The organism is Georgenia sp. M64, from assembly GCF_038049925.1.
In the GTDB taxonomy this organism is placed as follows: Bacteria; Actinomycetota; Actinomycetes; order Actinomycetales; family Actinomycetaceae; genus Georgenia.
This window is the reverse complement of the sequence record NZ_CP145809.1, coordinates 447328-469551: the sequence shown is the minus strand read 5'-3', so window position 1 is coordinate 469551 and position 22224 is coordinate 447328. Positions and strand designations below refer to the sequence as shown.

Annotated in this window: 22 protein-coding genes; 9 read left to right on the top strand and 13 right to left on the bottom strand. The window is 75.9% G+C overall.

Translation table 11 applies throughout. The annotated features are described in order from the left end of the window. Positions 1 to 27: 27 nt before the first annotated feature. A complete protein-coding gene (locus tag AAEM63_RS02125; protein WP_341360070.1) occupies positions 28 to 2337 on the bottom strand; it encodes a sodium-translocating pyrophosphatase in 2310 nt (769 codons plus the stop codon). A 143-nt stretch (positions 2338 to 2480) separates the two neighbouring features. Between AAEM63_RS02125 and AAEM63_RS02120 the strand changes: the two genes are divergently transcribed. Beyond that, positions 2481 to 4922 (top strand): DEAD/DEAH box helicase, encoded by a 2442-nt coding sequence (locus AAEM63_RS02120; protein ID WP_341360069.1) that lies wholly within the window; start codon positions 2481 to 2483, stop codon positions 4920 to 4922. Between the two features lie 108 nt (positions 4923 to 5030). Here the strand turns inward: AAEM63_RS02120 and AAEM63_RS02115 are convergent, their stop codons facing one another. The 7 genes from AAEM63_RS02115 to ssd form a co-directional block, all read right to left on the bottom strand. Next, positions 5031 to 5408, bottom strand: a complete 378-nt coding sequence (locus AAEM63_RS02115; RefSeq protein ID WP_341360068.1) for an Rv3654c family TadE-like protein — start codon at positions 5406 to 5408, stop codon at positions 5031 to 5033. Beyond that, the gene (locus AAEM63_RS02110; RefSeq protein WP_341360067.1) at positions 5405 to 5779 is read right to left on the bottom strand and encodes a TadE family type IV pilus minor pilin; all 375 of its coding nucleotides are present in this window, start codon (positions 5777 to 5779) and stop codon (positions 5405 to 5407) included. The genes AAEM63_RS02115 and AAEM63_RS02110 overlap by 4 nt, the downstream gene beginning before the upstream one ends. A 17-nt stretch (positions 5780 to 5796) precedes the next feature. Beyond that, a complete protein-coding gene (locus tag AAEM63_RS02105) occupies positions 5797 to 6012 on the bottom strand; it encodes a DUF4244 domain-containing protein (protein ID WP_341360066.1) in 216 nt (71 codons plus the stop codon). Between the two features lie 155 nt (positions 6013 to 6167). After that, a complete protein-coding gene (locus AAEM63_RS02100; protein ID WP_341360065.1) occupies positions 6168 to 6719 on the bottom strand; it encodes a type II secretion system F family protein in 552 nt (183 codons plus the stop codon). After that, positions 6712 to 7383, bottom strand: coding sequence for a hypothetical protein (locus AAEM63_RS02095; protein WP_341360064.1), 672 nt, complete (start codon positions 7381 to 7383; stop codon positions 6712 to 6714). The genes AAEM63_RS02100 and AAEM63_RS02095 overlap by 8 nt, the downstream gene beginning before the upstream one ends. Then, complete coding sequence (locus AAEM63_RS02090; RefSeq protein ID WP_341360063.1) at positions 7380 to 8570, bottom strand: TadA family conjugal transfer-associated ATPase; 1191 nt, start codon at positions 8568 to 8570, stop codon at positions 7380 to 7382. Before AAEM63_RS02090 ends, AAEM63_RS02095 begins: the two co-directional genes overlap by 4 nt. Beyond that, positions 8567 to 9580 (bottom strand): septum site-determining protein Ssd, encoded by a 1014-nt coding sequence (gene ssd, locus AAEM63_RS02085; RefSeq protein ID WP_341360062.1) that lies wholly within the window; start codon positions 9578 to 9580, stop codon positions 8567 to 8569. The genes AAEM63_RS02090 and ssd overlap by 4 nt, the downstream gene beginning before the upstream one ends. Before the next feature lie 184 nt (positions 9581 to 9764). On the opposite strand from ssd, the gene AAEM63_RS02080 reads away from it, so the two are divergent. Next, a complete protein-coding gene (locus AAEM63_RS02080) occupies positions 9765 to 10541 on the top strand; it encodes an HAD-IB family hydrolase (RefSeq protein ID WP_341360061.1) in 777 nt (258 codons plus the stop codon). Between the two features lie 99 nt (positions 10542 to 10640). On the opposite strand, the gene AAEM63_RS02075 is transcribed toward AAEM63_RS02080, so the two are convergent. Continuing rightward, positions 10641 to 11504 carry a Fic family protein gene (locus tag AAEM63_RS02075; protein WP_341360060.1) on the bottom strand — a complete coding sequence of 288 codons (864 nt, stop codon included), beginning with the start codon at positions 11502 to 11504 and terminating at the stop codon, positions 10641 to 10643. Positions 11505 to 11621: 117 nt separating this feature from the next. Here AAEM63_RS02075 and AAEM63_RS02070 point away from each other — a divergent pair, with 117 nt between their 5' ends. The 5 genes from AAEM63_RS02070 (at position 11622) to AAEM63_RS02050 (ending at position 16910) form a co-directional block, all read left to right on the top strand. After that, positions 11622 to 12470 (top strand): hypothetical protein, encoded by an 849-nt coding sequence (locus AAEM63_RS02070; protein ID WP_341360059.1) that lies wholly within the window; start codon positions 11622 to 11624, stop codon positions 12468 to 12470. A 105-nt stretch (positions 12471 to 12575) separates the two neighbouring features. Beyond that, positions 12576 to 14561 carry an acetate--CoA ligase gene (gene acs / locus AAEM63_RS02065; RefSeq protein ID WP_341360058.1) on the top strand — a complete coding sequence of 662 codons (1986 nt, stop codon included), beginning with the start codon at positions 12576 to 12578 and terminating at the stop codon, positions 14559 to 14561. Between the two features lie 329 nt (positions 14562 to 14890). Further along, positions 14891 to 15601, top strand: coding sequence for an AzlC family ABC transporter permease (locus AAEM63_RS02060; RefSeq protein ID WP_341360057.1), 711 nt, complete (start codon positions 14891 to 14893; stop codon positions 15599 to 15601). Further along, the gene (locus AAEM63_RS02055) at positions 15591 to 15911 is read left to right on the top strand and encodes an AzlD domain-containing protein (RefSeq protein ID WP_123916516.1); all 321 of its coding nucleotides are present in this window, start codon (positions 15591 to 15593) and stop codon (positions 15909 to 15911) included. The genes AAEM63_RS02060 and AAEM63_RS02055 overlap by 11 nt, the downstream gene beginning before the upstream one ends. A gap of 75 nt (positions 15912 to 15986) precedes the next feature. Continuing rightward, positions 15987 to 16910 (top strand): alpha/beta hydrolase, encoded by a 924-nt coding sequence (locus AAEM63_RS02050; protein WP_123916515.1) that lies wholly within the window; start codon positions 15987 to 15989, stop codon positions 16908 to 16910. An 8-nt stretch (positions 16911 to 16918) separates the two neighbouring features. Here AAEM63_RS02050 and nth read toward each other — a convergent pair whose 3' ends face one another. After that, positions 16919 to 17647, bottom strand: coding sequence for an endonuclease III (gene nth, locus AAEM63_RS02045; RefSeq protein ID WP_123916514.1), 729 nt, complete (start codon positions 17645 to 17647; stop codon positions 16919 to 16921). 142 nt (positions 17648 to 17789) lie between these two features. Between nth and AAEM63_RS02040 the strand changes: the two genes are divergently transcribed. Further along, entirely contained in the window at positions 17790 to 18437 is a 648-nt protein-coding gene (locus tag AAEM63_RS02040; RefSeq protein WP_246006263.1) for a Crp/Fnr family transcriptional regulator, read from the top strand. 30 nt (positions 18438 to 18467) lie between these two features. Here the strand turns inward: AAEM63_RS02040 and AAEM63_RS02035 are convergent, their stop codons facing one another. From AAEM63_RS02035 to AAEM63_RS02025, 3 genes are read right to left on the bottom strand one after another with little or no spacing between them, the layout of a single operon-like run. After that, positions 18468 to 18926: a RidA family protein gene (locus tag AAEM63_RS02035; RefSeq protein ID WP_123916513.1), complete on the bottom strand. Its 459-nt coding sequence runs from the start codon at positions 18924 to 18926 to the stop codon at positions 18468 to 18470. Further along, a complete protein-coding gene (locus AAEM63_RS02030; protein ID WP_123916511.1) occupies positions 18923 to 19087 on the bottom strand; it encodes a DUF4177 domain-containing protein in 165 nt (54 codons plus the stop codon). Before AAEM63_RS02030 ends, AAEM63_RS02035 begins: the two co-directional genes overlap by 4 nt. Before the next feature lie 36 nt (positions 19088 to 19123). Continuing rightward, the gene (locus AAEM63_RS02025; RefSeq protein ID WP_123916509.1) at positions 19124 to 19465 is read right to left on the bottom strand and encodes a WhiB family transcriptional regulator; all 342 of its coding nucleotides are present in this window, start codon (positions 19463 to 19465) and stop codon (positions 19124 to 19126) included. Positions 19466 to 19722: 257 nt separating this feature from the next. On the opposite strand from AAEM63_RS02025, the gene AAEM63_RS02020 reads away from it, so the two are divergent. Next, positions 19723 to 22164, top strand: a complete 2442-nt coding sequence (locus AAEM63_RS02020; protein WP_341360056.1) for a penicillin-binding protein — start codon at positions 19723 to 19725, stop codon at positions 22162 to 22164. The last annotated feature ends 60 nt before the right edge of the window (positions 22165 to 22224 follow it).

The window sequence follows — 22224 nt, the reverse complement described above, 5'->3', positions numbered from 1 at the left end:
GCTGCCGCGGGGACCGGTGGGCCCCCGTCAGAGGACGCCGGCGGCCGTCCGGGAGTCGTCCCGCTCGTCGTCGCGCTCGGAGCGCACCGCCCGCAGCCGCGAGGCGAGCACCGCCCCCAGGGCCACGGCCGCCGCGACGAGCGCCAGGCCGATGCGCAGGGCGTGGTTGGTGTCCGCCGGGACGGACATCTGCACCACCGCCGGTGCGATGAGCACCGACACGAGGTTCATGACCTTGATGAGCGGGTTGATCGCCGGGCCCGCGGTGTCCTTGAACGGGTCGCCCACGGTGTCGCCGATGACGGTCGCGGCGTGGGCCTCGGAGCCCTTGCCGCCGTGCAGGCCGTCCTCGACGAGCTTCTTGGCGTTGTCCCACGCACCGCCGGAGTTGGCGAGGAAGACCGCCATGAGCACGCCGGTGCCAATCGCGCCCGCGAGGAACCCGGCGAGCGGGCCGACGCCGAGGCCGAAGCCGACGGCGATGGGCGCCGAGGCCGCCAGGAGCCCGGGGGTGGCGAGCTCGCGGAGGGAGTCCCTGGTGCAGATGTCGACGACCTTGCCGTACTCGGGGCGGGTCTCGCCGGTCATGATGCCGGGCATCTCCCGGAACTGGCGCCGGACCTCGAAGACGATGGCCCCCGCGGCGCGGGTGACGGCGTCGATCGCCAGGCCGGAGAACAGGAAGACGGTCGCGCCGCCGAGGATGACGCCGACGAGGGTGATGGGCGAGGTGATGTCGTAGGCGACCATCGCCCCGACGATCCCGCCGGCCACCTGCGTGCCGGCCTCGGCGATCTCGCCCATCGCGACGTCGACGGCCTCGCGGTAGGAGCCGAACAGGGCGGTCGCGGCGAGGACCGCCGTGGCGATGGCGATGCCCTTGGTGATGGCCTTGGTGGTGTTGCCGACCGCGTCGAGGTCGGTGAGGACCTGCGCGCCGGCGGCATCGACGTCGCCGGACATCTCGGCGATGCCCTGGGCGTTGTCCGAGACCGGGCCGAAGGTGTCCATGGCGACGATGACGCCCACGGTGGTGAGCAGGCCGCAGCCCGCGAGCGCGACGAGGAACAGGGCCAGCGAGAGCGACCCGCCGGCGAGGAGGAACGCCCCACAGATGGCGGCGGCGATGATGCCGGCGGTGAAGACCGCCGACTCCAGGCCCACGCCGATGCCGGAGAGGACCACCGTGGCGGCGCCGGTGCGCGAGGTCCGCGCGACGTGGAGGGTCGGCCGCGAGGTGGTGCCGGTGTAGTAGCCGGTGAGCCACAGGATCACCCCGGCCAGGACGATGCCCAGCAGGACCGCGGCGCTGACGATCAGCCGCGGGTCGCCGGGCTGGCCGGCGAGGGCCTCGCTGATCCCCGGGACGTCGGCGAAGGTGCCCGGGAGGTAGACGAACGTGGCGAGCGCGGCGAGGAGCACCCCGACGACCGCGGCGACGTAGAAGCCGCGGTAGATGGCCCGCAGGCCCGACTCCTCCCCTCGCACCCGGGTGGTGAGGACCCCCAGCACGGCGACGAGGGCGCCGATGGCGGTGATGATCAGCGGCAGGACGAGGCCCTGCTCGCCCATCGCGGCCTTGCCGAGGATCAGCGAGGCCACGAGCATCACGGCGTAGGACTCGAAGAGGTCGGCGGCCATGCCGGCGCAGTCGCCGACGTTGTCACCGACGTTGTCGGCGATGGTGGCGGCGTTGCGGGGGTCGTCCTCGGGGATGCCCTGCTCGACCTTGCCGACGAGGTCGGCGCCGACGTCGGCGGCCTTGGTGAAGATGCCGCCGCCCACGCGCATGAACATCGCCAGCAGCGCGGCGCCGAAGCCGAAGCCCTCGAGGACCGCCGGGGCCTCGCCCCGGTAGACCAGCACCACGCCGGCGGCCCCGAGCAGCCCCAGCCCGACCACCGCCATGCCGACGACGCCACCGGTCCGGAAGGCGATGCGCGCCCCCTCCGAGCGCCCGCCGGGCCGGGTCGCGGCGGCGGCGACCCGGACGTTCGCCTTGACCGCGAGCGACATGCCGAGGTAGCCGATGGCGGCGGAGAAGCCGGCCCCGAAGAGGAACGCGATGGCCCGGCCGAGCTTGATCTCCGGCTCCGCCGGCAGGAGGAACAGCAGCCCGAAGACGATGACGGCGAAGATCGCGAGGGTGCGGAACTGCCGGGTGAGGTAGGCCTTGGCACCCTCCTGGATGGCTCCCGCGATCTCCTTCATCGCCGGTGTCCCCTCGTCGGTGGCGAGCACCTGTCGGCGCAGCACCACCGCGAAGGCGAGCGCGGCGACGGCGATCGCCCCGATCACCGCGACGATGGTCAGGCTTCCCTGGCCGAGCTCGATCATCGGGCCTCCTTGGCAGCACACATCCGGGACGTCGGTGTCACCGGGCGGATGGATGACGCGGAGCCTACCGGTGCCCCGCGGGGGCGACGAACAGATCAGGGACCGACGCGTCGTGAATCCCGGCGGGGAGGCACACTGGAGCGGTGCCCCGCCCCGACGTCCTCGCGCTCCTGCGCTCGGCGGGCCGGCGCGACGGCCGGCTCGTCCACCTCGAGGAGCTGCCGGGCCGACCGGGCCGGGCGGCGGACTGGCCGGGCTGGGCCGACCCGGACGTGGTCGCCGGCTACCGCCGGCTCGGGGTCGACCGGCCGTGGGTCCACCAGGTCCGGGCCGCCGAGGCCGCGTGGGCGGGCCGGCACACCGTCATCGCCACCGGCACCGGCTCGGGCAAGTCCCTGGCGGCCTGGCTCCCCGCGCTGTCGGCGGTGCGGGCCGGGGCCGCCGAGCTCGCCGGCCCCGCCGCCGGGAGCATCGGCTCCTACACCCGGCGCCCGTCGACCCTGTACCTCTCCCCGACCAAGGCGCTCGCGGCCGACCAGCTGGCCGGCCTCCAGCGGCTCCTCGACGCCGCAGCGCTGCGCGGGGTGCGGGTGGCGACGTGCGACGGCGACACCCCGCTGACGGAGCGGGACTGGGCGCGTGACCACGCCGACGTCGTCCTGACCAACCCCGACTTCCTCCACTTCTCGATGCTGCCGGGGCACCGGCGGTGGCAGCGGCTGCTGCGCGGGCTGCGCTACGTCGTCGTGGACGAGGCGCACGCCTACCGGGGGGTCCTCGGCGCGCACGTCGCCCTGGTCCTGCGTCGGCTGCTCCGCCTGGCCGCGCACTACGGCTCGGTCCCCACGGTCCTCATGGCCTCGGCCACGACCGCCGAGCCGGCCCTGACCGCGGCCCGGCTGGTCGGCGCCGACCCGGCCGACATCGTCGCGGTCACCGAGGACACCGCGCCGACCGGCCGCCGGTCGGTGGCCCTGTGGCAGCCGGCCCTGGCCGAGGCCTGGGCGGCGACGGCCCCGGACCCCGCCGGGGACGGCGCGGGCGACCCGAGCCTGGACGACCCCAGCCTGGACGGCCCGCGCCGCTCCGCCGGGGCCGAGGCGGCCTCCCTGCTGGCCGACCTCGTGTCCGCCGGCGCACGCACCCTGGTCTTCGTCCGCTCCCGGTACGGCGCGGAGGTGATCGCCGAGCAGACCCGGCGGCACCTGCGCGAGGTCGACCCCGCCCTGGCCGCGCGGGTGGCGGCCTACCGCGGGGGGTACCTGCCGGAGGAGCGCCGCGAGCTGGAGCGGGCCCTGCGCAGCGGCGAGCTGCTGGCCCTGGCCACCACCAATGCCCTCGAGCTGGGCGTCGACGTCGCCGGCCTCGACGCGGTCCTCATGGCCGGCTGGCCGGGGACCCGGGTCTCGATGTGGCAGCAGGCCGGGCGGGCGGGACGGGCGGGCGCGGACGGTGTGGCCGTGCTCGTGGCCAGCGAGGACCCGCTGGACACCTTCCTCGTCCACCACCCCGAGGCCATCTTCGGCACGGGGGTCGAGGCCACGACGTTCGACCCCGCCAACCCGTACGTGCTCGCCCCGCACCTGTGCGCCGCGGCGTCGGAGCTGCCGCTGACCACCGCGGACCTGCCGACCTTCGGTCTCGCCGGCACCGCGCTGCTCGACGAGCTCGTCCGGCGCGACCTGCTCCGTCGTCGCCCCACGGGCTGGTTCTGGAACTTCGCACGACCCGAGCGGGCGCAGGACCTCACCGACCTGCGCGGCGGGTCGTCCCAGCCGGTCCAGGTGGTCGAGACCGGCACGGGCGCGGTGCTGGGCACGGTCGACGGCGCACGCGCCGACAGCACGGTCCACCCCGGTGCGGTGTACGTGCACCAGGGCCGCACGTTCGTCGTCGACCAGCTCGAGGACGACGTCGCCCTCGTCCACGCCGACCAGGAGCTGGCCTACCGCACGCGGGCGCGGTCGAGCTCGACCGTCCGGATCGTCGCCGAGCGCGACCACGTCACCTGGGACGACCCGGCGGGCGCGCCGGTGCGGTGGTCGTTCGGGGACGTGGAGGTGACGGGCCAGGTGACCGGGTACGACCGGCGCCGGCTGCCGGGGATGGACATCATCGGCTCCTACGCCCTCGACATGCCCGAACGGGTCCTGCCCACGACCGCGGTGTGGTGGACGCTCAGCGCCGAGGCCTGCGAGGCGGCCGGGGTCGGCAAGGAGAGCCTGCCCGGCGCCCTCCACGCCGCGGAGCACGCCTCGATCGGCCTCCTCCCGCTGCTGGCGACGTGCGACCGGTGGGACATCGGCGGCCTGTCGACCGCCGTGCACGCCCAGACCGGGCAGCCGACGGTGTTCGTCCACGACGGCTACCCCGGCGGGGCCGGGTTCGCCGAGCGCGGCTACCGCGCCGCCCGGGAGTGGGTCGAGGCGACGCTCGGCGCGATCACGGCGTGCGGGTGCCTGGACGGGTGCCCGAGCTGCGTGCAGTCGCCCAAGTGCGGGAACGGCAACTCGCCCCTCGACAAGCGCGGGGCGACCCGGCTGCTCCGGCTGCTGCTGCGCAGCGCCCCGCCCGGGCCCGCCTGACGGACCGCGCCCGGGGACCGAGGGGCGCTCACGCGCGCCGTCGGAGGTGCGCCCGCCGGCCGCCGGAGGCGTGATCCCGGCGACCGGAGACGCGACGCAGCACCCCGATCACGCCGGTCCGGCCCGGGCGGTGGCCCGCGCGGCGGGACCCACCGGCACGGCGACCCGTGCGACGACCTCGACCACGTCCCCGCGCACCACGCACCCAGCCGGGTCGGCGCCGTTGGCGCGCACCACGCGCGCCGCCGCCCCGCACGGGTCGGTCTGTCCACCCCGGCCGTGGAGGACCTCGGCGGCGGCGAGCGCCCCGAGGTCCGCCGCCGTCTGGGCGACGCCCCGGGCGTGCACCGCCCCGGCCAGGGCGGTGACGCCCACGGCCAGGACGAGGACGACCGCGACGAGCGACAGTCCGAGCACCGAGCCCGCGCCCCGGTCGCCCGGACGGCGGTGCGAGCGGGTCCCGGGCGGGCCGGCACCGGGCCTCACGTGCCCGGCTCCGGCAGCGCCCGCGCCTGCGCCCGTGCCCGCAGGTCGGTCAGGCCCATCACGCCGGGAAGGTCGCTGGTGACCTCCACGAGGACGTAGGCGCCGTCCCGGGCGACGAGCACCCGGGCCCGGTCGCCCGCGAGGTCCTCCGCGACCCGAGCGACCACCGCGGCGGGCTCGCCGAGAGCGGCGGCACGGGCACCGGCCCGGGCGGCGTCGGCCACGCGCACCTGGGTCAGGGCCGCGGACCCGGCCGTGAGCAGCAGGAGGAGCACCATCACCACCGCCGGCAGCACCAGGGCCAGCTCGGCGGTGACCATGCCGGCCTGGGCGCCGGCGCCCGGTGCCGGACGGGGGCCCCCGTCCGGCACCGGTCGACATGGCCGTCTCATCCCAGGCCGAGCGCCTTGCGGATGAGGTCCGCGACGAGCTCGCGGACCCAGTCGCTCTTGAGGATCCACAGCAGGACGCTGGCGATGGACGCCGCCGCCACCGTGCCGATGGCGTACTCCGCCGTCGCCATCCCCGCCTCACGCCGCAGCGTCCGGGCACGACGCACCATCGATGCCCGCACCCCTCCCCAACGCCGTCGCACTGCTCGCATGGTCGATCTCCTTCCCTCCGCCCCGGCGGGGGCCCGGACGGCCGGCTGGTGCCGGCCGACACGACGAGCGTCGCGCCGGCCGCCCCGGCGGACCGGGCGCACGCAGCGGCGCTGTGGAGGCAGGTGCCCCCGGCCGGGCTGTGGAGCGGACGGGGTCAGCCGCCGAGGAGGCCGCCGCCGGCGGCGGCCACCACCGGGACCACGCCGAGGAGGACGAACGCCGGCAGGAAGCACAGCCCCAGCGGCAGGACGAGCCGCACCGCCATGCGGGCGGCCGCCACCTGGGCGCGGCGGTGCCGTCCCGCGCGGACGGCCGCGGCGGCGCGCCGCAGCAGCGGGCCCGGTGCCGACCCCTCGACCCAGGCGGGCTCGAGGGCGTCCGCCAGCGGGACGAGCGCGGGCGGGACGCCGGCCCAGGCCTCGTCCCACGGTGCGCCGAGCCGCAGCGCGCCGCCCGCTCGCCGCAGGACGGTGCCGTGCGACCCGGCCACCTCGCCCCCGAGGGCACGGCCCAGCGCCTCGAGCGTGCCCGGGACCGACGCACCGGCCTCGAGGGCCGCGTCAGCCAGGTCCAGCAGGACGGCGACGTCGACGGCGCCGGCACCGCGCCGGGCCCGGGCCGGGCGCCGGTGCCCGGGCCGCCGGCGGCGGAGGACCCAGGGCGAGGCGGCGACGAGAGCGAGGACGAGGACGACCACGTCAGTCACCGGCGTGGCGGGCGGAGCGTTCGAGGGCCGCGACCCAGCGGTGCCCGGCCACCATGAGCCCGGCGCCGGCGAGCAGGCAGGCCGTCCCCGCGCCACCGTCGAGGAGGAAGGCGACGGGGTCGGCCCCGACGGCGGCGCCCATGAGGACCCCGGCGGCGGGCAGCACGCCGAGGAGCCGTGCGCTGGCCCGGGGGCCGGCGAGCGCGACGGCCCGCGCGGCACGGGCCTGGCCGGCCTCGGTGAGGCCGTGCGCGGTCCGCTCGAGCACCTGCGCCAGCGGGGCCCCGATCTCGTGGGTGAGCCGGCAGGCGGCCACGGTCGCCGGGAGGGCGGCCTCGGCGCCCGGGCCCAGCCGGTGCCCGGAGCCGGCGAGCCGGGCGAGCGCGAGCGGTACGCCGCTGACCGCGGGTCCACCGCCGTCGCCCGTGGTCAGGCCCGCGCGGGCCAGGGTACGGGACCAGGCCTCCTCCACACCGGCCCCCGCGTGCAGCCGGGTGGCGACCTCGGTCGCCACCACGCCCAGGTCGAGGTCGGTCCGGTGCCGTCGGCGCGGCCACGCGGGCGGGGTGCGTGGGCGGACGGAGCGGCGCGCCCGTCTGCGCGGAGGGCTGACGAGCACCAGGGCGAGGGCGGCCAGCGCGCCGGCTGCGAGCGCCGCCGTCACGGGGTGCCTCCTGCGGCGTGGCGGCCGGGCGAGGGCGGGCGCCCGGCTCCCAGCCGCTCCTGCAGACGCCCCCAGCCCGGCCCGGGCCGCACCCCGTCCGCCGTGGCGGCGAGGGCGACCTCGCAGCGCAGCTCGGCGCCCACGCGGCCCAGGACCGCCACCTCGGCGACCCGGCGCCGGCCGGCCGGATCGCGCCGTAGGTGGACGACGGCGTCGAGAGCGCTGGCGGCCTGGGCCGCGACGGTGGGCTCGGCCATCCCGGCGAGGGCGCCGAGCGCCACGAGCCGGGCCGGGACGTCCGCCGAGGCGTTCGCGTGGACCGTGGCGAAGCCGCCGTCGTGGCCGGTGTTGAGGGCGCCCAGGACGTCCCGCACCTCCGCCCCGCGGCACTCGCCCAGCACGAGGCGGTCGGGGCGCATCCGCATCGCCGCCCGGACGAGCTCGCTGAGAGGCACCTCGCCGACGCGCTGGACGTTGGCCCGGCGGACCTGCAGGTGGACGACGTGCGGGTGGTCGGGCCGCAGCTCGGCGGACTCCTCGATGCACACGATGCGCTCGCGACCGGGCACGAGGCCGAGCAGGGCGGCGAGCAGGGTGGTCTTGCCCGACCCGGTGGCGCCGGAGACCAGGACGTTGGCCCGCCGGTCCACGAGGGCGCGCAGCACGGGCTCGACGTCCGCCGGCACGGTCCCCGACGACGTGAGCTCGGTCAGGCTGAAGACGCGCGCGCGGTGGGTGCGCAGCGAGATGAGGGTGCCGTCGGCCGAGAGCGGGGGCAGCACGGCGTGCAGGCGGGTGCCGTCGGGCAGGGTGCCGTCGACGACCGGGCTCGCGTCGTCGAGCCGCTGGCCGCTGGCCGCGGCGAGCCGGGCGGCCAGCGCCCGGACGGCGGCGGGATCGGCGAGGGCGGGGTCTCCCACGTCCACCCGCTCGAGCCCGTCGCCGCGGTCGAGCCAGACCCCACCGGCACCGTTGACGAGGACGTCGGTCACGCGTGGGTCGTCCAGGAGGTGCTGGAGCGGTCCTGCGCCGCGCAGGTGGGCGCGGACGTCCGCGTCGAGGTCGAGCAGCCCGCGGACCCCCACCGTGCGGGCGGCCCCCTCCGCGAGCGCACCGGCCAGCGGGGTTCCTCCAGCCACCGCGGCCCGCACCCGCGCGACGACGGCCGCCCCGCCGGGCTGGCTCACGGCCACGGTCCGAGGTCGCGCAGCACGGAAGACGCCGCGGCGCGCAGCGGCCCGCGGCGCTGGTCGCCGGGGGCGAGCCCGCGCTCGACACCCGCCGCCAGGCCCCGCTGCTCACGCAGCCGCACGGCCCGGCCGAGCCCGGCGTGGTCGGCCACCTCCTCGCTCTCGACCGCGCCGGCGCGGACCACGAGGTGTCCACGGGAGCCGCTCGCCCCGAGCGCGGCGGCGCCCGCCCGGGCCGCGGCAGCGCCGCGGACACCACCGCCGGCGACGAGGACGACGTCGCCGCACCAGCCGAGCCACGTCCGGGCCGCCTCGCCGCCGGCGAGCACCTGGCGCGGCAGGTCCAGGACGACGAGGTCGTGCCCCTGGCCCAGCGCGCGCACGGCGGAGCGGGCCACGAGGTCGGCCGGGTCGACCCCACCGCGCTGGTCTCCCGAGAGCACCCGGACGAGGTGCCAGGACGGCAGGGCGAGGGCCAGCCGCTCGGGCAGCAGCGCGCCCCGCTCGGCCCGCAGGTCGGCCCACCGCCGGCCGGGGTCGTGCTCGAGCCCGAGGAGGACGTCGAGGCCGCCGCCGGCCGGGTCGAGGTCGACCAGCGCGGTCGCCGCGCCGTCGTCGACGGCCGCCCTGGCGAGGGCGGCGGCGAGCACGGAGGCCCCTGCCCCGCCGTGGGCGGCCACCACCCCCACCGTCCGGGCGCGGTGCGGCGTGCCGGCCGCGACGACGAGGTCGAGCAGGACGGGGGTGTCGCCGGGCAGCTCGACGACGGCGGGGATCTCCCCGGGCGACCCGGGCACGAGCCCCACCCGGCCGGGGTCGACGTGCACCCTGAGCGCCGGCAGGTCGGCGCGCTCGTGGTCCAGCACCACCGCGGCCGCCGGCAGCACCCGGTCCGGCGGGACGACGAGCAGGCCCACCCCCGCGAGGTCGGTGAGCCGGCCGACCTGGGCGGCGACCGCCTCGTCCCCCGTGCGCAGCACCACCTGCAGCTTCCCCGACGACCCCATCGGCCACCTCCTGTCCAGGCCGTCACCGTGCCCCGGGTGCGCCGTCGCCCGCCCCGACCCTGTGGACGGCGACGGTCCCGGGCCGCCTGGGGACGCGGTCCCACCCCGGAGCGCCGCCGGGGACTCTCGCGGTGGCGCACCACGGGCGTGCCCGCGCGGATAGCCTGGTCAGGGAGGAGGTGGCATGGGCACCGACCGGCGCGCCGCGGCGTTCTTCGACCTCGACAAGACGGTCCTCGCGACGTCGTCCTCCCTCGCGCTCGCCCGGCCCCTCCTCGCCGCGGGCCTTTTGCGCCGCGGCGACGTCCTGCGCTCGGCCGGGGCGCAGCTGGGCTATGCCTTCGTGGCCGCGGACCACCGCCGCAGCGACCGGATCCGGCAGGAGCTCTCCCGCACGGTCAACGGGTGGGAGGTCGCGCGGTTCCGGGACGCCGTCGCGGCCGCGGTGGGCACGGCCGTCCGGCCGCTGGTCTACCTCGAGGCTCTCGACCTGGTCGGCGCGCACCAGGACGCGGGCGAGGACGTGGTCGTCGTCTCGGCGTCGGCCCGCGAGATCGTCGAGCCGATCGCGGCGATGATCGGTGCCGACCACGTCATCGCGACGACGATGGCGGTGGCCGACGGCCGCTTCACGGGGCGGACGGAGCACTACGTCTACGGCCCCGCCAAGGCCGCCGAGATGGCCGCCCTCGCGCAGCGCCACGGGTACGACCTCGCGCGGTCGTGGGCGTACAGCGACTCGATCACCGACCTGCCCATGCTCGAGGTCGTGGGCCACCCGGTGGCGGTCAACCCGGACCGTGCGCTGCTGCGCATCGCCCGCGAGCGGGGCTGGCAGGTGCGCCACTTCCGGCGGCCGGTGCCGCTGCGCCCGCCGCCGGTCCGCGTCCTCCTCGCCCTGGCCGGCGTGGCGACGGCCGTGGGCGGCTGGTTCTGGGCGACGCGGCCGCGGTCCGCCTGAGGTGAGCGGCGGTCCCCCCGCGGGCCATGTGCCGACGGGTGACCTCGCGCCTCGGCGTGGCCCGACGGGTGACCGGCGCGCCTCGGCGTGGCGGCCGGACTACGCCGGTCGGCCGGCGAGGACACCCGTCGCCAGCCCGGCACCGGCCCGGGCGCCGGCGGTCACCGCCTCGGCCTGGTGCACCAGCCAGGTGGCCACCCCCTCGGCGGTGCCCGTCGCGTAGGCGGCGAGCGCCCGCCGGTAGGCGAGCGCGTCGCCCGCGTGCGTCTCGTCGGGCAGGGCGACGCCGGTGGGGTCGAGACCGCTGCGCACGAGGACGAGGCGGGCCAGGACCCGCGCGAGCTGGCCGTTGGCCGTCACGAAGGGCCGGGCCGTGGCGACCTCGGCGTGGACGACGGCGGCGCGCACCAGACCAGGCGCCGCCTCGGCGTCGAGCACGGCGACGATGAGGGCGGTGCGCGCCTCGAGCTCGACGCCGACCGGCTCGTCCCCGCCCGGGGCGTCGCGGGCCCGGCCGGTGGTCCGCGGCCGGCCGACGTCACCGGCTACCAGGGCACCGGCCGCGACCAGGTGCGCGGTGAGGTCCCGGTGCAGCCCGGCCATCACCTCGGCACCGGGGGCGCGCGGGGCGCGTCCGCCCAGGTCGCCGAAGAGCGCGCCGGCGTGGACCTGGGCACGCCAGGCGGCGAGCACGGCGGCCTCCTCGGCCCGCGCGGCGGCGGGGTCGACGTCGCCGGCCGCCACCCGGCCACGTAGCCAGGACGCCGGAGCGCGGGCACCGTCGAGAGAGGCCCCGGCGACGGCGGAGCGCACCGCTGCCTCCGCCCTCGCCTCGCGCCAGCGACGCCGCAGCCCCTCGTGCCAGCGCAGGTCCGCGGCGGCCTCCCGGGCTCGGGCCGCGGCCTCGGGCACACCGTCTAGCAGCGCGAGCCGCTCGAGGGCGGGGACGACGTCGCTGCTCACCCGGTCAGGCTAGTGCGCGGTCCGCCCTCCGGACGGCGGCTCGACGTGCCCCGGCGCGGCTCGACGTGCCGCCCGGCGCCCGGTGGCTAGGTTGGCACCAGAGACCCAGGAGGCGCAGTGAGCAGCACCGACCAGCACCCGGAGCCCGACGGCCGCCCCGCCGACGACACCACCCGCGTCCACCGGCCCGCCGACGACACCACCCGCGTCCACCGGCCCGCCGACGACACCACCCGCGTCCACCCGCCGGCCGACGACCACGGCGTCCGCACCCCGGCCGAGCCGTCGACTCGCCGGGAGGACACCGAGACGACCGCGACGCGGCGTCAGGGCTTCCTCGGCCTGCGCGGCGACGGCGCAGCCTCGCCCGTCGCGCCCACCGGGCGTCGCGACGCGGCACCGGCGGCGCGTCAGCCCGAGCCGCGGGAGCGCACCGTCGGCCGTGACCCGCTCCTCGACGGCGCCACCGAGACGCGGCCGCGCTCGCGTGCGGCGGCACACGGGTGGGCCCTGCTGCTGACCCTCGTCCTCGCACCGGTGGCCTGGTACCTCGTCACCGACGCCGGCGCCCGGCTCACCCTCGGCGCCGACAACCAGTGGCAGGCCGGCGAGATCACCAACCCCGCGGCCCTCGTCGAGCTCGCGGCGGGCCTCGTCGTCACGGCGGCGCTGCTGCTCGCCGCGCGCTGGTCCTCGCTCGGCGCGACCACCGTCGGCGCCGTCGTCCTGGTCCTCGCCCTGGTCGCCGTCGCCCTGCCGGCCCAGGCCACGACCTTCCTCGACACGCTCTCGGGAACCCTGGGCGCCCTGGGCAGCCTCGGGGACAACGCCGCGTTCCACCTCGACAACGACGTCTCGACCGGCCGGCTCGCGCTGTACGGGCTGGGACTGCTCGTGGTCGGCGTCGTCTCCCACGGGGCGCGCCGGCTGGGTCGGCGCGAGGAGCGGCTGCGCACGCCCCGGTGACCGCCCCGGGCAGGGGCTGGTCAATCCGCCAGAGTCGGATATCTTGATGTCGACAGGAATGTGAGCCACGGCACAGTCGTGGCCGTCGCCAACGAGAGGACGCCGATGTCCCAGCCCGACACCGCCCAGACGCAGGGCGGCCTGGAGAACCTCCTCCACGAGCACCGCTCGTTCCCGCCCTCGGCCGAGTTCGCGGCCCAGGCGAACGCGACCGCCGAGATGTACGAGCGCGCCGACGCCGACCGCGAGGGCTTCTGGGCGGAGCAGGCCCGTGAGCTGCTGACCTGGTCGAAGGACTTCACCGAGGTCCTGGACTTCTCCGGCGCACCGGTCGCCCGCTGGTTCGGCGACGGCCGGCTCAACGCCGCGTACAACGCCGTCGACCGCCACGTCGAGGCGGGGCTGGGCGACCGGGTCGCGATCCACTTCGAGGGCGAGCCCGGCGACACCCGCGCCCTGACCTACGCCGACCTCCAGGAGCAGGTCTCCCGGGCCGCCGGCGCGCTGGAGGCCCTCGGGGTCCGCAAGGGCGACCGCGTGGCGATCTACCTGCCGATGATCCCCGAGGCGGTCGTCGCCATGCTCGCCTGCGCGCGGATCGGCGCCCCGCACTCGGTGATCTTCGGCGGGTTCTCCGCCGAGGCGCTGAACAGCCGCATCAACGACGCCGACGCCCGCGTCGTCATCACCGCCGACGGCGGCTACCGCCGGGGGAAGGCGAGCGCGCTCAAACCCGCCGTCGACGAGGCCCTGGCCAAGGGCACGCCGGTCGAGCACGTCCTCGTCGTGCACCGCACGGGTCAGGACGTGGACTGGACCGAGGGGCGCGACGTCAGCTGGGAGGACGCCCTGGCCGCCGCGAGCCCGGAGCACACCCCGGCCGAGGTCGACGCCGAGCACCCCCTGTTCATCCTCTACACCTCCGGGACGACGGGGAAGCCCAAGGGGATCCTGCACACCACGGGCGGCTACCTCACCCAGGTGGCCTTCACGTTCCGCAACGTCTTCGACATCAAGCCCGAGACGGACGTGTACTGGTGCACCGCCGACGTCGGCTGGGTCACCGGCCACTCCTACGTCACCTACGGGCCCCTGCTCAACGGTGCGACCCAGGTGATCTACGAGGGCACCCCGGACACCCCGCACAAGGGCCGGTGGTGGGAGATCGTGGAGAAGTACAAGGTCTCCGTCCTCTACACCGCCCCCACCGCGATCCGCACGGCGATGAAGTGGGGCGAGGACATCCCCGCCGGGTTCGACCTGAGCTCCCTGCGGCTCATGGGCTCGGTGGGTGAGTCGATCAACCCCGAGGCGTGGATGTGGTACCGCCGGGTGATCGGTGGCGACCGGACCCCGATCGTGGACACCTGGTGGCAGACCGAGACCGGCGCCATGATGATCTCCCCGCTGCCGGGGGTCACCGCGGCCAAGCCGGGGTCCGCGCAGCGTCCGCTGCCGGGCATCGCCGCCGACGTCCTGGACGAGCAGGCCAGGCCCGTGCCGGACGGCGGTGGTGGGTACCTCGTGCTCACCGCGCCCTGGCCGGCGATGCTGCGGGGCATCTGGGGCGACCCCGAGCGGTTCAGGGAGACGTACTGGTCCCGCTTCGAGGGCATGTACTTCGCCGGCGACGGCGCCAAGAAGGACGAGGACGGCGACGTCTGGCTCCTCGGCCGCGTCGACGACGTCATGAACGTCTCCGGCCACCGCCTGTCGACGACGGAGATCGAGTCCGCGCTCGTCTCCCACCCGTACGTGGCCGAGGCCGCCGTCGTCGGGGCCAACGACGACACCACCGGGCAGGCGGTCGTCGCCTTCGTCATCCTGCGCGCCGAGCACGTCGAGAAGGCCGACGAGGCGGGCGAGGGGTCCGACGTCGTCGCGGAGCTGCGCGCGCACGTGGCCAAGGAGATCGGCCCGATCGCCAAGCCCCGGTCCATCCTCGTCGTCGCCGAGCTGCCGAAGACCCGGTCCGGGAAGATCATGCGCCGCCTCCTGCGCGACATCGCCGAGGGGCGCGAGGCCGGTGACGTCACGACGTTGGCGGACTCGACCGTGATGAGCCGGATCAGCCAGGGGATGCACCGCTGAGCCGCTGACCGGCCGGGTCGCAGCACGCCGAAGGTTCCGTCAGGCCAGTCCTGACGGAACCTTCGGCATCTGTGCCGGGGCACCGGGCGCGGAGAGCGTGCCACCGGGCCGGCCTTTCCTGACGGCGCCTCCCACGGCCGGCCCTCCCCGACGGCGCCGCACCACCACGGCCGGCCCTCCCCGACGGCGCCGCACCACCACGGCCGGCCCTCCCCGACGGCGCCGCACCACCACGGCCGGCCCTCCCCGACGGCGCCGCACCACCACGGCCGACCCCCTCCCCCCGGACGCCGGCCCGGCCGTCCGGCGCACGCTCGTACCCTGGGCCCGTGCCCGAGCCCGACGTCCCCGCCGCGTCCGCGCAGCGGCGCGAGGTCACGGCGGCGGTCCGGGACACGGCCGCCGTCGGGATGGGGTACCTCCCGCTCGGCGCGGCGTTCGGGATCCTCCTGGTCGGCAGCGGCCTGGCCTGGTGGTGGGCGCCGGTCTTCTCCGTGCTCATCTACGCCGGCTCCATGGAGTTCCTCGCCATCTCCCTCGTCACCGGCGGGGTCGGCCTGGCCCAGGTGGCGCTGACGACGTTCTTCGTCAACTTCCGGCACGTCTTCTACGGCCTGAGCTTCCCGCTGCTCGAGATCCGCTCCACCGCCGGCCGCCTCTACGGCGTCCACGCGCTGACCGACGAGGCCTACGCCCTCCTCGCCACCCGCCCGCACGCCCAGCTGACCGGCACGCGCGTGCTGGCCACCGAGATCCTCTGCCACGCCTACTGGGTCGCCGGCTCGACGACCGGGGCGCTGCTCGGGTCGCGGCTCGGGCTCCAGGTGGAGGGCATGGGCTTCGCGCTCACCGCGCTCTTCGTCGTCCTGACGATCGACGCCTTCCGCGCCTCCCCCGACGTCCCCACGCTGGTGGTCGCGCTCGCCTGCGCCGCTCTCGCGCTCGTGGTGGCGCCGGGGAGCATGCTCGTCATCGCCCTCACCGCCTTCGTCCTGGTCCTGCTCGCACGGTTCGCCCTGGGCGGCGGCCATGACACCTGAGCGAATCCTCCTGACCCTCCTGGTGATCTTCGCGGTCACCTACGCCCTCCGGCTGGCACCGTTCCTGCTCCTGCGGCGCATGGGCGGCTCGCGCGCCGTCGGCTACCTCGGTCGCACCATGCCGCTGGGGGTGATGGCGGTCCTCGTCGTCTACACGCTGTCCGAGGTGGACCTCACCGCCGCCCCGCACGGGCTGCCCGAGCTCGTGGCCGTGGCCGTGACGGCCGGCCTTCACCTGTGGCGCCGCAACGCCCTGCTGAGCATCGTCGCCGGGACAGGTGTCTACGTCGGGCTCGTCGCCCTCGTGTGAGGGAGGGCACACGGCGCCCGCCGCGCCCCCGTGACAGGCACGGGCGGGGCCGGGCACCAGGTAGCGTGACCGGACGTGGTTGCCGACTCGAGCTGCGTCCTCGTCCCCGGGCCGTGGGAGCACCGCAACGTCGCCGCGAACGGCGCCCAGTTCCACGTCGCGCTCGCCGGGCCCACCGGCGAGGGACACCCCGTCGTGGTCCTCCTGCACGCGTTCCCACAGTTCTGGTGGGCGTGGCGCCACCAGATCCCCGTGCTCGCCGACGCCGGGTACCGGGTCGCGGCCATGGACCTGCGCGGCTTCGCCGGCTCCGACAAACCCCCGCGCCGGCACGAGACCGCCGTCCTGGCGCGCGACGTCGCCGGGGTCATCCGCTCCCTGGGCGCGGCGGGCGCGGTCGTCGTCGGTCACGGGTTCGGGGGCACCGTCGCCTGGTCGATGCCCACCCTGGCCCCGGACCTGACCCGCGCCGTCGTCACCCTCGCCAACCCCCACCCGGTGCCCCTCCACCGCCCGGGCACCGCCCTGCCGTGGGGTGCGCTCGGCACGATGGCCGCGTTCCAGGTGCCGTGGTTCCCCGAGCGGGCCCTGCGCGAGGGGGACCTCGTGGCCCGGCTCCTGCGCCGGTGGTCCGCGCCGGGCAACGACGGCGCCACCTCGCAGGCTGCGCTGTACACCGAGGCGATGGGCCTGCCGTTCGCCGCGCACAGCGCGATGGAGCACTTCCGCTGGCTGGCGCGCTCCACGCCGCGTGCCGACGGCCGGCGCTACCTCGCGGCGCTCGCCGCGCCGGTCCGGGTGCCGGTCCTCACCGTCCGCGGCCGCCAGGACCCCCTCATGGGCGCTCGCGCGTTCGGTCGGGACGCGGACCTCGTCCGCGCGCCCCTGCGCCAGGAGGTCCTCGACGACGCCGGGCACTTCCTGCCCGAGGAGGCCTCGGACGCCGTCAGCGACCTGCTGCTGGCCTTCCTCACGGAGCACGCGCCCGTGGGGCGCTGAGCGCCCCGTCAGCCCCGGCTCACCAGCGCCTGCGCCCGTTCCGGGTCGGTCTCCCCCTCGCCGTAGGACGGGCACAGGTCGGCCAGCACGCACGCCCCGCACGCCGGCCGCCGCGAGTGGCACACGCGCCGTCCGTGGAAGATCAGCCGGTGGCAGGCCATCGTCCAGACCTCCGCGGGAAGCAGCTCGGCCATGCGGCTCTCCACCTTGACGGGGTCCTTCTCCTCCGTCCAGCCCAGCCGTCGCGCGAGCCGGCCGACGTGGGTGTCGACCGTGATGCCCGGCACGCCGAACGCGTTGCCGAGGACCACGTTCGCGGTCTTGCGACCCACCCCCGGCAGCCGCACGAGCTCGGCGAGCGTGCCGGGGACGACGCCGTCGTGGTCGGCCACCAGCGCCGCACCCAGGCCCATGAGCGACTGCGCCTTTGCCCGGAAGAAGCCGAGCGGGCGCAGGAGGTCCTCGAGCTCGGCGCGGTCGGCGCCAGCGTACGAGCCGGCGTCCGGGTAGCGGGCGAACAGCTCCGGCGTGACGGCGTTGACCCGCTTGTCGGTCGTCTGCGCCGAGAGGACCGTGGCCACGAGCAGCTCGAGCGGGGTGCGGAAGTCGAGCTCGCAGTGCGCGTCGGGCCAGGCGAGGGTGAGCCGCCGGTCGACCTCGAGCGCCTGGGCGCGGGCCGCCCGCAGCGAGCGCGGACGGCGGGCCCGGCGGGCCGGGACGGCAGGCGCTGCATCCATGCGGGCAGCCTACGGCGCGCCCGTCGGCCGGTGTCCGTGCCTGCCGTGACCTGCGGTGGCAGGATGGTCACGTCGCGGCCGACGCCGCACGGACTCGCCGGAAGGGACCACCGTGGAAGAGAACGTGATCGGCTCAGTACCCCTGTTCGAGGCGCTCGCCGAGCAGGACCAGTCCGAGCTGCGCTCCGTCATGACCGAGACCTCCCTGCGCCGTGGCGAGATCCTCTTCAACGAGGGCGACCCGGGCGACCGGCTCTACGTGCTCATCGACGGCAAGGTCAAGCTCGGCCACACCGCGCCCGACGGCCGGGAGAACCTGCTCGCCGTCCTCGGCCCGGGCGAGATCCTGGGCGAGCTGACCCTCTTCGACCCGGGCCCGCGCTCGACGACGGCCACGGCCGTGGCCCCCACGCACCTGCTCGAGCTCCAGCACAAGGACCTCATGGCCTTCCTGGACACCCGTCCCGAGCTGGCCAAGCACATGCTCCGCGCCCTCGCCCAGCGGCTGCGCCGGACCAACACCGCACTCGCGGACCTCGTCTTCTCCGACGTGCCCGGACGCGTGGCCAAGGCGCTGCTGGACCTGGCCGACCGGTTCGGCGAGCGCACCGACGAGGGCCTCTACGTGCCGCACGAGCTCACGCAGGAGGAGCTCGCCCAGCTCGTCGGGGCTTCCCGCGAGACGGTCAACAAGTCGCTCGCGGAGTTCGTCTCGCGCGGGTGGATCCGCCTGGACGGTCGCGCGGTCCTGCTCCTCGACGTCGACCGGCTGCGCCGCCGGGCCCGCTGAGCGCCAGGGCTCAGCGGACCTCACGAGGGGTCAGCGGACCTGGACGAGCAGCTCGACCTCGACGGCGGCATCCAGGGGCAGCACGGGCACGCCGACGGCGGAGCGGGCGTGCCGCCCGGCGTCCCCGAAGACCTCGCCGAGGAGCTCCGACGCGCCGTTGACGACGCCCGGCTGACCGGTGAACGAGGGGTCGGACGCGACGAAGCCGGTGACCTTGACGACGCGCACGACCTCGTCGAGGTCGCCCACGAGGTCCGCGACCGCGGCCAGGGCGTTGAGCGCGCACGTGCGCGCCGCGGCCGTCGCCTCCTCCGGGGAGACGCCGGCGCCCACCTTCCCGGTGACGGTGACCGCACCGCCGACGAGCGGGAGCTGGCCGGAGGTCTGGACGAGGTCGCCGTAGCGCACGGCCGGGACGTAGGCCGCCACGGGCGCGGCCACGGGAGGCAGGGTCAGGCCGAGGGCGGCGAGGCGCTCACCGGTGCTCACCGCTCCCCCGCCGGGCGCTTGAGGTAGGCCACGAGGTTGTTGGAGCCGGCGGGGCCGGGCACCACCTGGACGAGCTCCCACCCGTCCGCACCCCACTGGTCGAGGATCGCCTTGGTGTTGTGGATGAGCAGGGGGATCGTCGCGTACTCCCAGGTCGTCATGCCGACATCCTAGGAGCCACGGCGAAACGTGCCTCCTCAGCCCGTGTGCGAGCGCATCCGGGCGATGATCCGAGGCGCCCGCTGCGCCCGCAGCTCGGCGATGAGCTCGTCGTCCTCGCGCTCGAGCCAGCTCGACCAGTCGGCGACCTCGGGGTAGCGGCGCAGCAGCGCCCGGCGTTCACGCTCGGTGAGCCCGCCCCAGACCCCGAAGGTCGTCTGGGAGTTCAGCGCGTCGGCGAGGCACTCCATCCTCACCGGGCAGGCGAAGCACAGCTCTCGGACCTCCCGCTGCGCGGCACCGCGCACGAAGAGCGCGTCGGGCTCGCTGCCGGCGCAGGCCGCGCGTGACGCCCAGGTCTGGTCGTCGTCGACCTTCATGGCACCTCCTACGTCGAAGGACAGAATCCCCCTCCGCCGACCCGCGGCAGGTATTTTGTCTCGACCTGACGTTATCCCTGGATACAGTCCCACGGAAGGGCTGTGACCGAACCGGGACCTCTGGCCCGTAAATTATCCGGATCCGGCCCTGAATTCCTCCCCCAGATGAGGGATTGAATTTCGGCCGACGATGTGTTTACGCCGTCCCGGGAGCGTTGCCGGGGCGCCCCGGGCCCGGCGCCACGTACGCTGGAGGCATGTCGTCGACCCCCTCCGCGTCCGGCCGGGCCGTCCGTCCCCTGCAGCTGTTGGTCATGCTGCTCGCCTTCGTCGTCGTCGCGGCCACGGGTGGCCTGCTCACCGCGGCCCTCGTCATGCCCGCCGTCGGCGCGGTGGGCTCGGTGAGCCAGGCGACCACCGACCTGTTCGACGACCTCCCCAGCGAGCTCGCCATCCCCCAGCCGTCGCAGCAGAGCGTCATCCTCGACGCCAACGGCTCGGTCCTGGCCACCATCTACGCCGACAACCGTGTCGTGGTGCCCCTCGAGGAGATCTCGCCCTACGTCCGCGACGCCGTCGTCGCGATCGAGGACCGCCGTTTCTACGACCACAAGGGCATCGACCCCGAGGGAATGCTCCGCGCGCTGGTGAACAATCTCGCCGGCGGCCCGCTCGAGGGGGCCTCCACCCTGACCCAGCAGTACGTCAAGAACGTCCTCATCGAGGCCGGCAAGGTCGCCGAGGACCCGGAGGCGATCGCCGCCGCGACCGAGACCACGCTGGGTCGCAAGCTCGAGGAGGCCCGCCTCGCCATCGGCCTCGAGCAGCAGGTGAGCAAGGACGACATCCTCGCCGGCTACCTCAACCTCGCCCAGTTCGGGCCCTCCCAGTACGGCGTGCAGGCCGCCGCGCGTTACTACTACTCCAAGAACGCCTCGGAGCTGACGATCCCGGAGTCGGCCATGCTCGCGGGCATCACGCAGTCCCCCGCGCGGCACGACCCCGTACGCAACCCCGAGGGCGCCAAGATCCGACGCGACACCGTCCTGGCGACGATGCGTGACCAGGGCTTCATCACCCAGGAGGAGTTCGACGCCGCCGTCGCGCTGCCGATCGAGGAGATGCTCAACGTCTCCGCCACCCCCAACGGGTGCGCGGCGGCCGGGAACGCCGCCTACTTCTGCGAGTACGTCGTCAAGGACCTGCTCCAGAACGACGCCTGGGGCGCCAGCGCGGAGGAGCGCCGCCAGCTGCTCTACCGCGGCGGCCTCGTCATCAAGACGACCCTCGACCCGGGCAAGCAGCAGGCGGCCTTCGAGTCCGTCACGGCGTCGGTGCCGATCAACGACGCCTCGGGCATCAAGATGGCGCTGTCCTCGGTGGAGCCCGGCACGGGCAAGATCCTCGCGATGGCCCAGAACACGAACTTCGGCTCGGCCACGGAGGAGGACCCCTCCGCGACGAGGGTCAACCTCAACGTCGGACGCTCGATGGGCGGCGGCGTGGGCTTCCAGTCCGGCTCGACGTTCAAGATCTTCACGCTCATCGAGTGGCTGCGGACGGGTCACACGCTCAACGACCAGGTGGTCTCCAACAAGCGGATGTACCCGCGCGAGTCGTGGAACATCTCGTGCAACCCCACCTACGCCGACGACTACGAGCCGAACAACCTCGAGGGCGTCGGCGGACCCCGGATGAGCGTGCTCGAGGCCACCCGGCAGTCGGTCAACCTCACGTTCGTCGAGATGGCCAACCAGATGGACCTGTGCGGCGTGCTGGACAACGCCGCCCGCATGGGCGTCGAGCGCGGCGACGGCCAGCCGCTGCAGCCCAACCCCTCGGCGGTCCTCGGGTCCAACAACGTGACCCCGCTGAGCATGGCCGAGGCGGTCGCGACCCTGGCGGCCGGCGGCGTCTCCTGCGAACCGGTGGCGATCACCTCGGTGACCGACCGCGCGGGCAACGAGATGCCCGCGCCGGAGGCCTCCTGCAGCCAGGCGCTCGAGCCGGACATCGTGAACGGCGTCAACCACGCCCTCCAGCGCGTGGTGACGAACGAGCGTGGCTCGACCGGCCGCAACGCCGTCCAGCCCGACGGCCGCCCCGTGGCCGGCAAGACGGGGACCGCGAACGACGACTCGGCCGCGTGGTTCGTCGGGTACGCCCCGCAGCTGGCCTCCGCGGTGTGGATGGGCCACCAGGAGGGCAACATCTCCATGTTCGACGCGGTGATCGCCGGGACGTACAACCAGTACGTCTTCGGCGGTTCCTACCCGGCCCGGACCTGGGGGGCCTACACCGCCCGCGCGCTCGCCGGTACTGGGCACGTCGGCTTCCCCGCCGCGGGCGAGACCGCCCTGTTCGGCGAACGGGTCGGCGTCCCGGAGGTCGTCGGCCGCAGCGTCGCCGACGCCCAGGCCATCCTGGCCGCGGCAGGGCTCCAGCCCGTCGTCGGCGGCGCGGTCTTCTCCGACTGGCAGGCGGGCGCGGTCGCCGCGACCAACCCCGCCGCCGGAACCCGGGTGAGCCCCGGCTCCAGCGTCGTCATCGTCCCGAGCGCGGGCCCGGCCCCCGCACCCGCCCCGGCGCCGGCCCCCGAGCCCCCGCCGGCCGAGGAGCCGCCACCGGCGGAGGAACCGCCCGCCCAGCCCCCGGAGGACCCGGGCAACAGCGGCAACCGCGGGGAGGGAGACGGCTGAGCACCGTCGGCCACCGCCTCGCCGCCGTCGCGGGAGGCGCCGCCGCCGCGGCGGCCGGGG

Excerpts from the sequence above, each read along its gene's own strand:
- AAEM63_RS02025 (WP_123916509.1), bottom strand. The coding sequence starts at position 19,465 with ATGAAGGTCGACGACGACCAGACCTGGGCGTCACGCGCGGCCTGCGCC.
- ssd (WP_341360062.1), bottom strand. The coding sequence starts at position 9,580 with ATGGGGTCGTCGGGGAAGCTGCAGGTGGTGCTGCGCACGGGGGACGAG.
- AAEM63_RS02080 (WP_341360061.1), top strand. The coding sequence starts at position 9,765 with ATGGGCACCGACCGGCGCGCCGCGGCGTTCTTCGACCTCGACAAGACG.
- AAEM63_RS02020 (WP_341360056.1), top strand. The coding sequence starts at position 19,723 with ATGTCGTCGACCCCCTCCGCGTCCGGCCGGGCCGTCCGTCCCCTGCAG.
- AAEM63_RS02125 (WP_341360070.1), bottom strand. The coding sequence starts at position 2,337 with ATGATCGAGCTCGGCCAGGGAAGCCTGACCATCGTCGCGGTGATCGGG.
- AAEM63_RS02055 (WP_123916516.1), top strand. The coding sequence starts at position 15,591 with ATGACACCTGAGCGAATCCTCCTGACCCTCCTGGTGATCTTCGCGGTC.
- AAEM63_RS02030 (WP_123916511.1), bottom strand. The coding sequence starts at position 19,087 with ATGACGACCTGGGAGTACGCGACGATCCCCCTGCTCATCCACAACACC.
- nth (WP_123916514.1), bottom strand. The coding sequence starts at position 17,647 with ATGGATGCAGCGCCTGCCGTCCCGGCCCGCCGGGCCCGCCGTCCGCGC.
- acs (WP_341360058.1), top strand. The coding sequence starts at position 12,576 with ATGTCCCAGCCCGACACCGCCCAGACGCAGGGCGGCCTGGAGAACCTC.
- AAEM63_RS02105 (WP_341360066.1), bottom strand. The coding sequence starts at position 6,012 with ATGCGAGCAGTGCGACGGCGTTGGGGAGGGGTGCGGGCATCGATGGTG.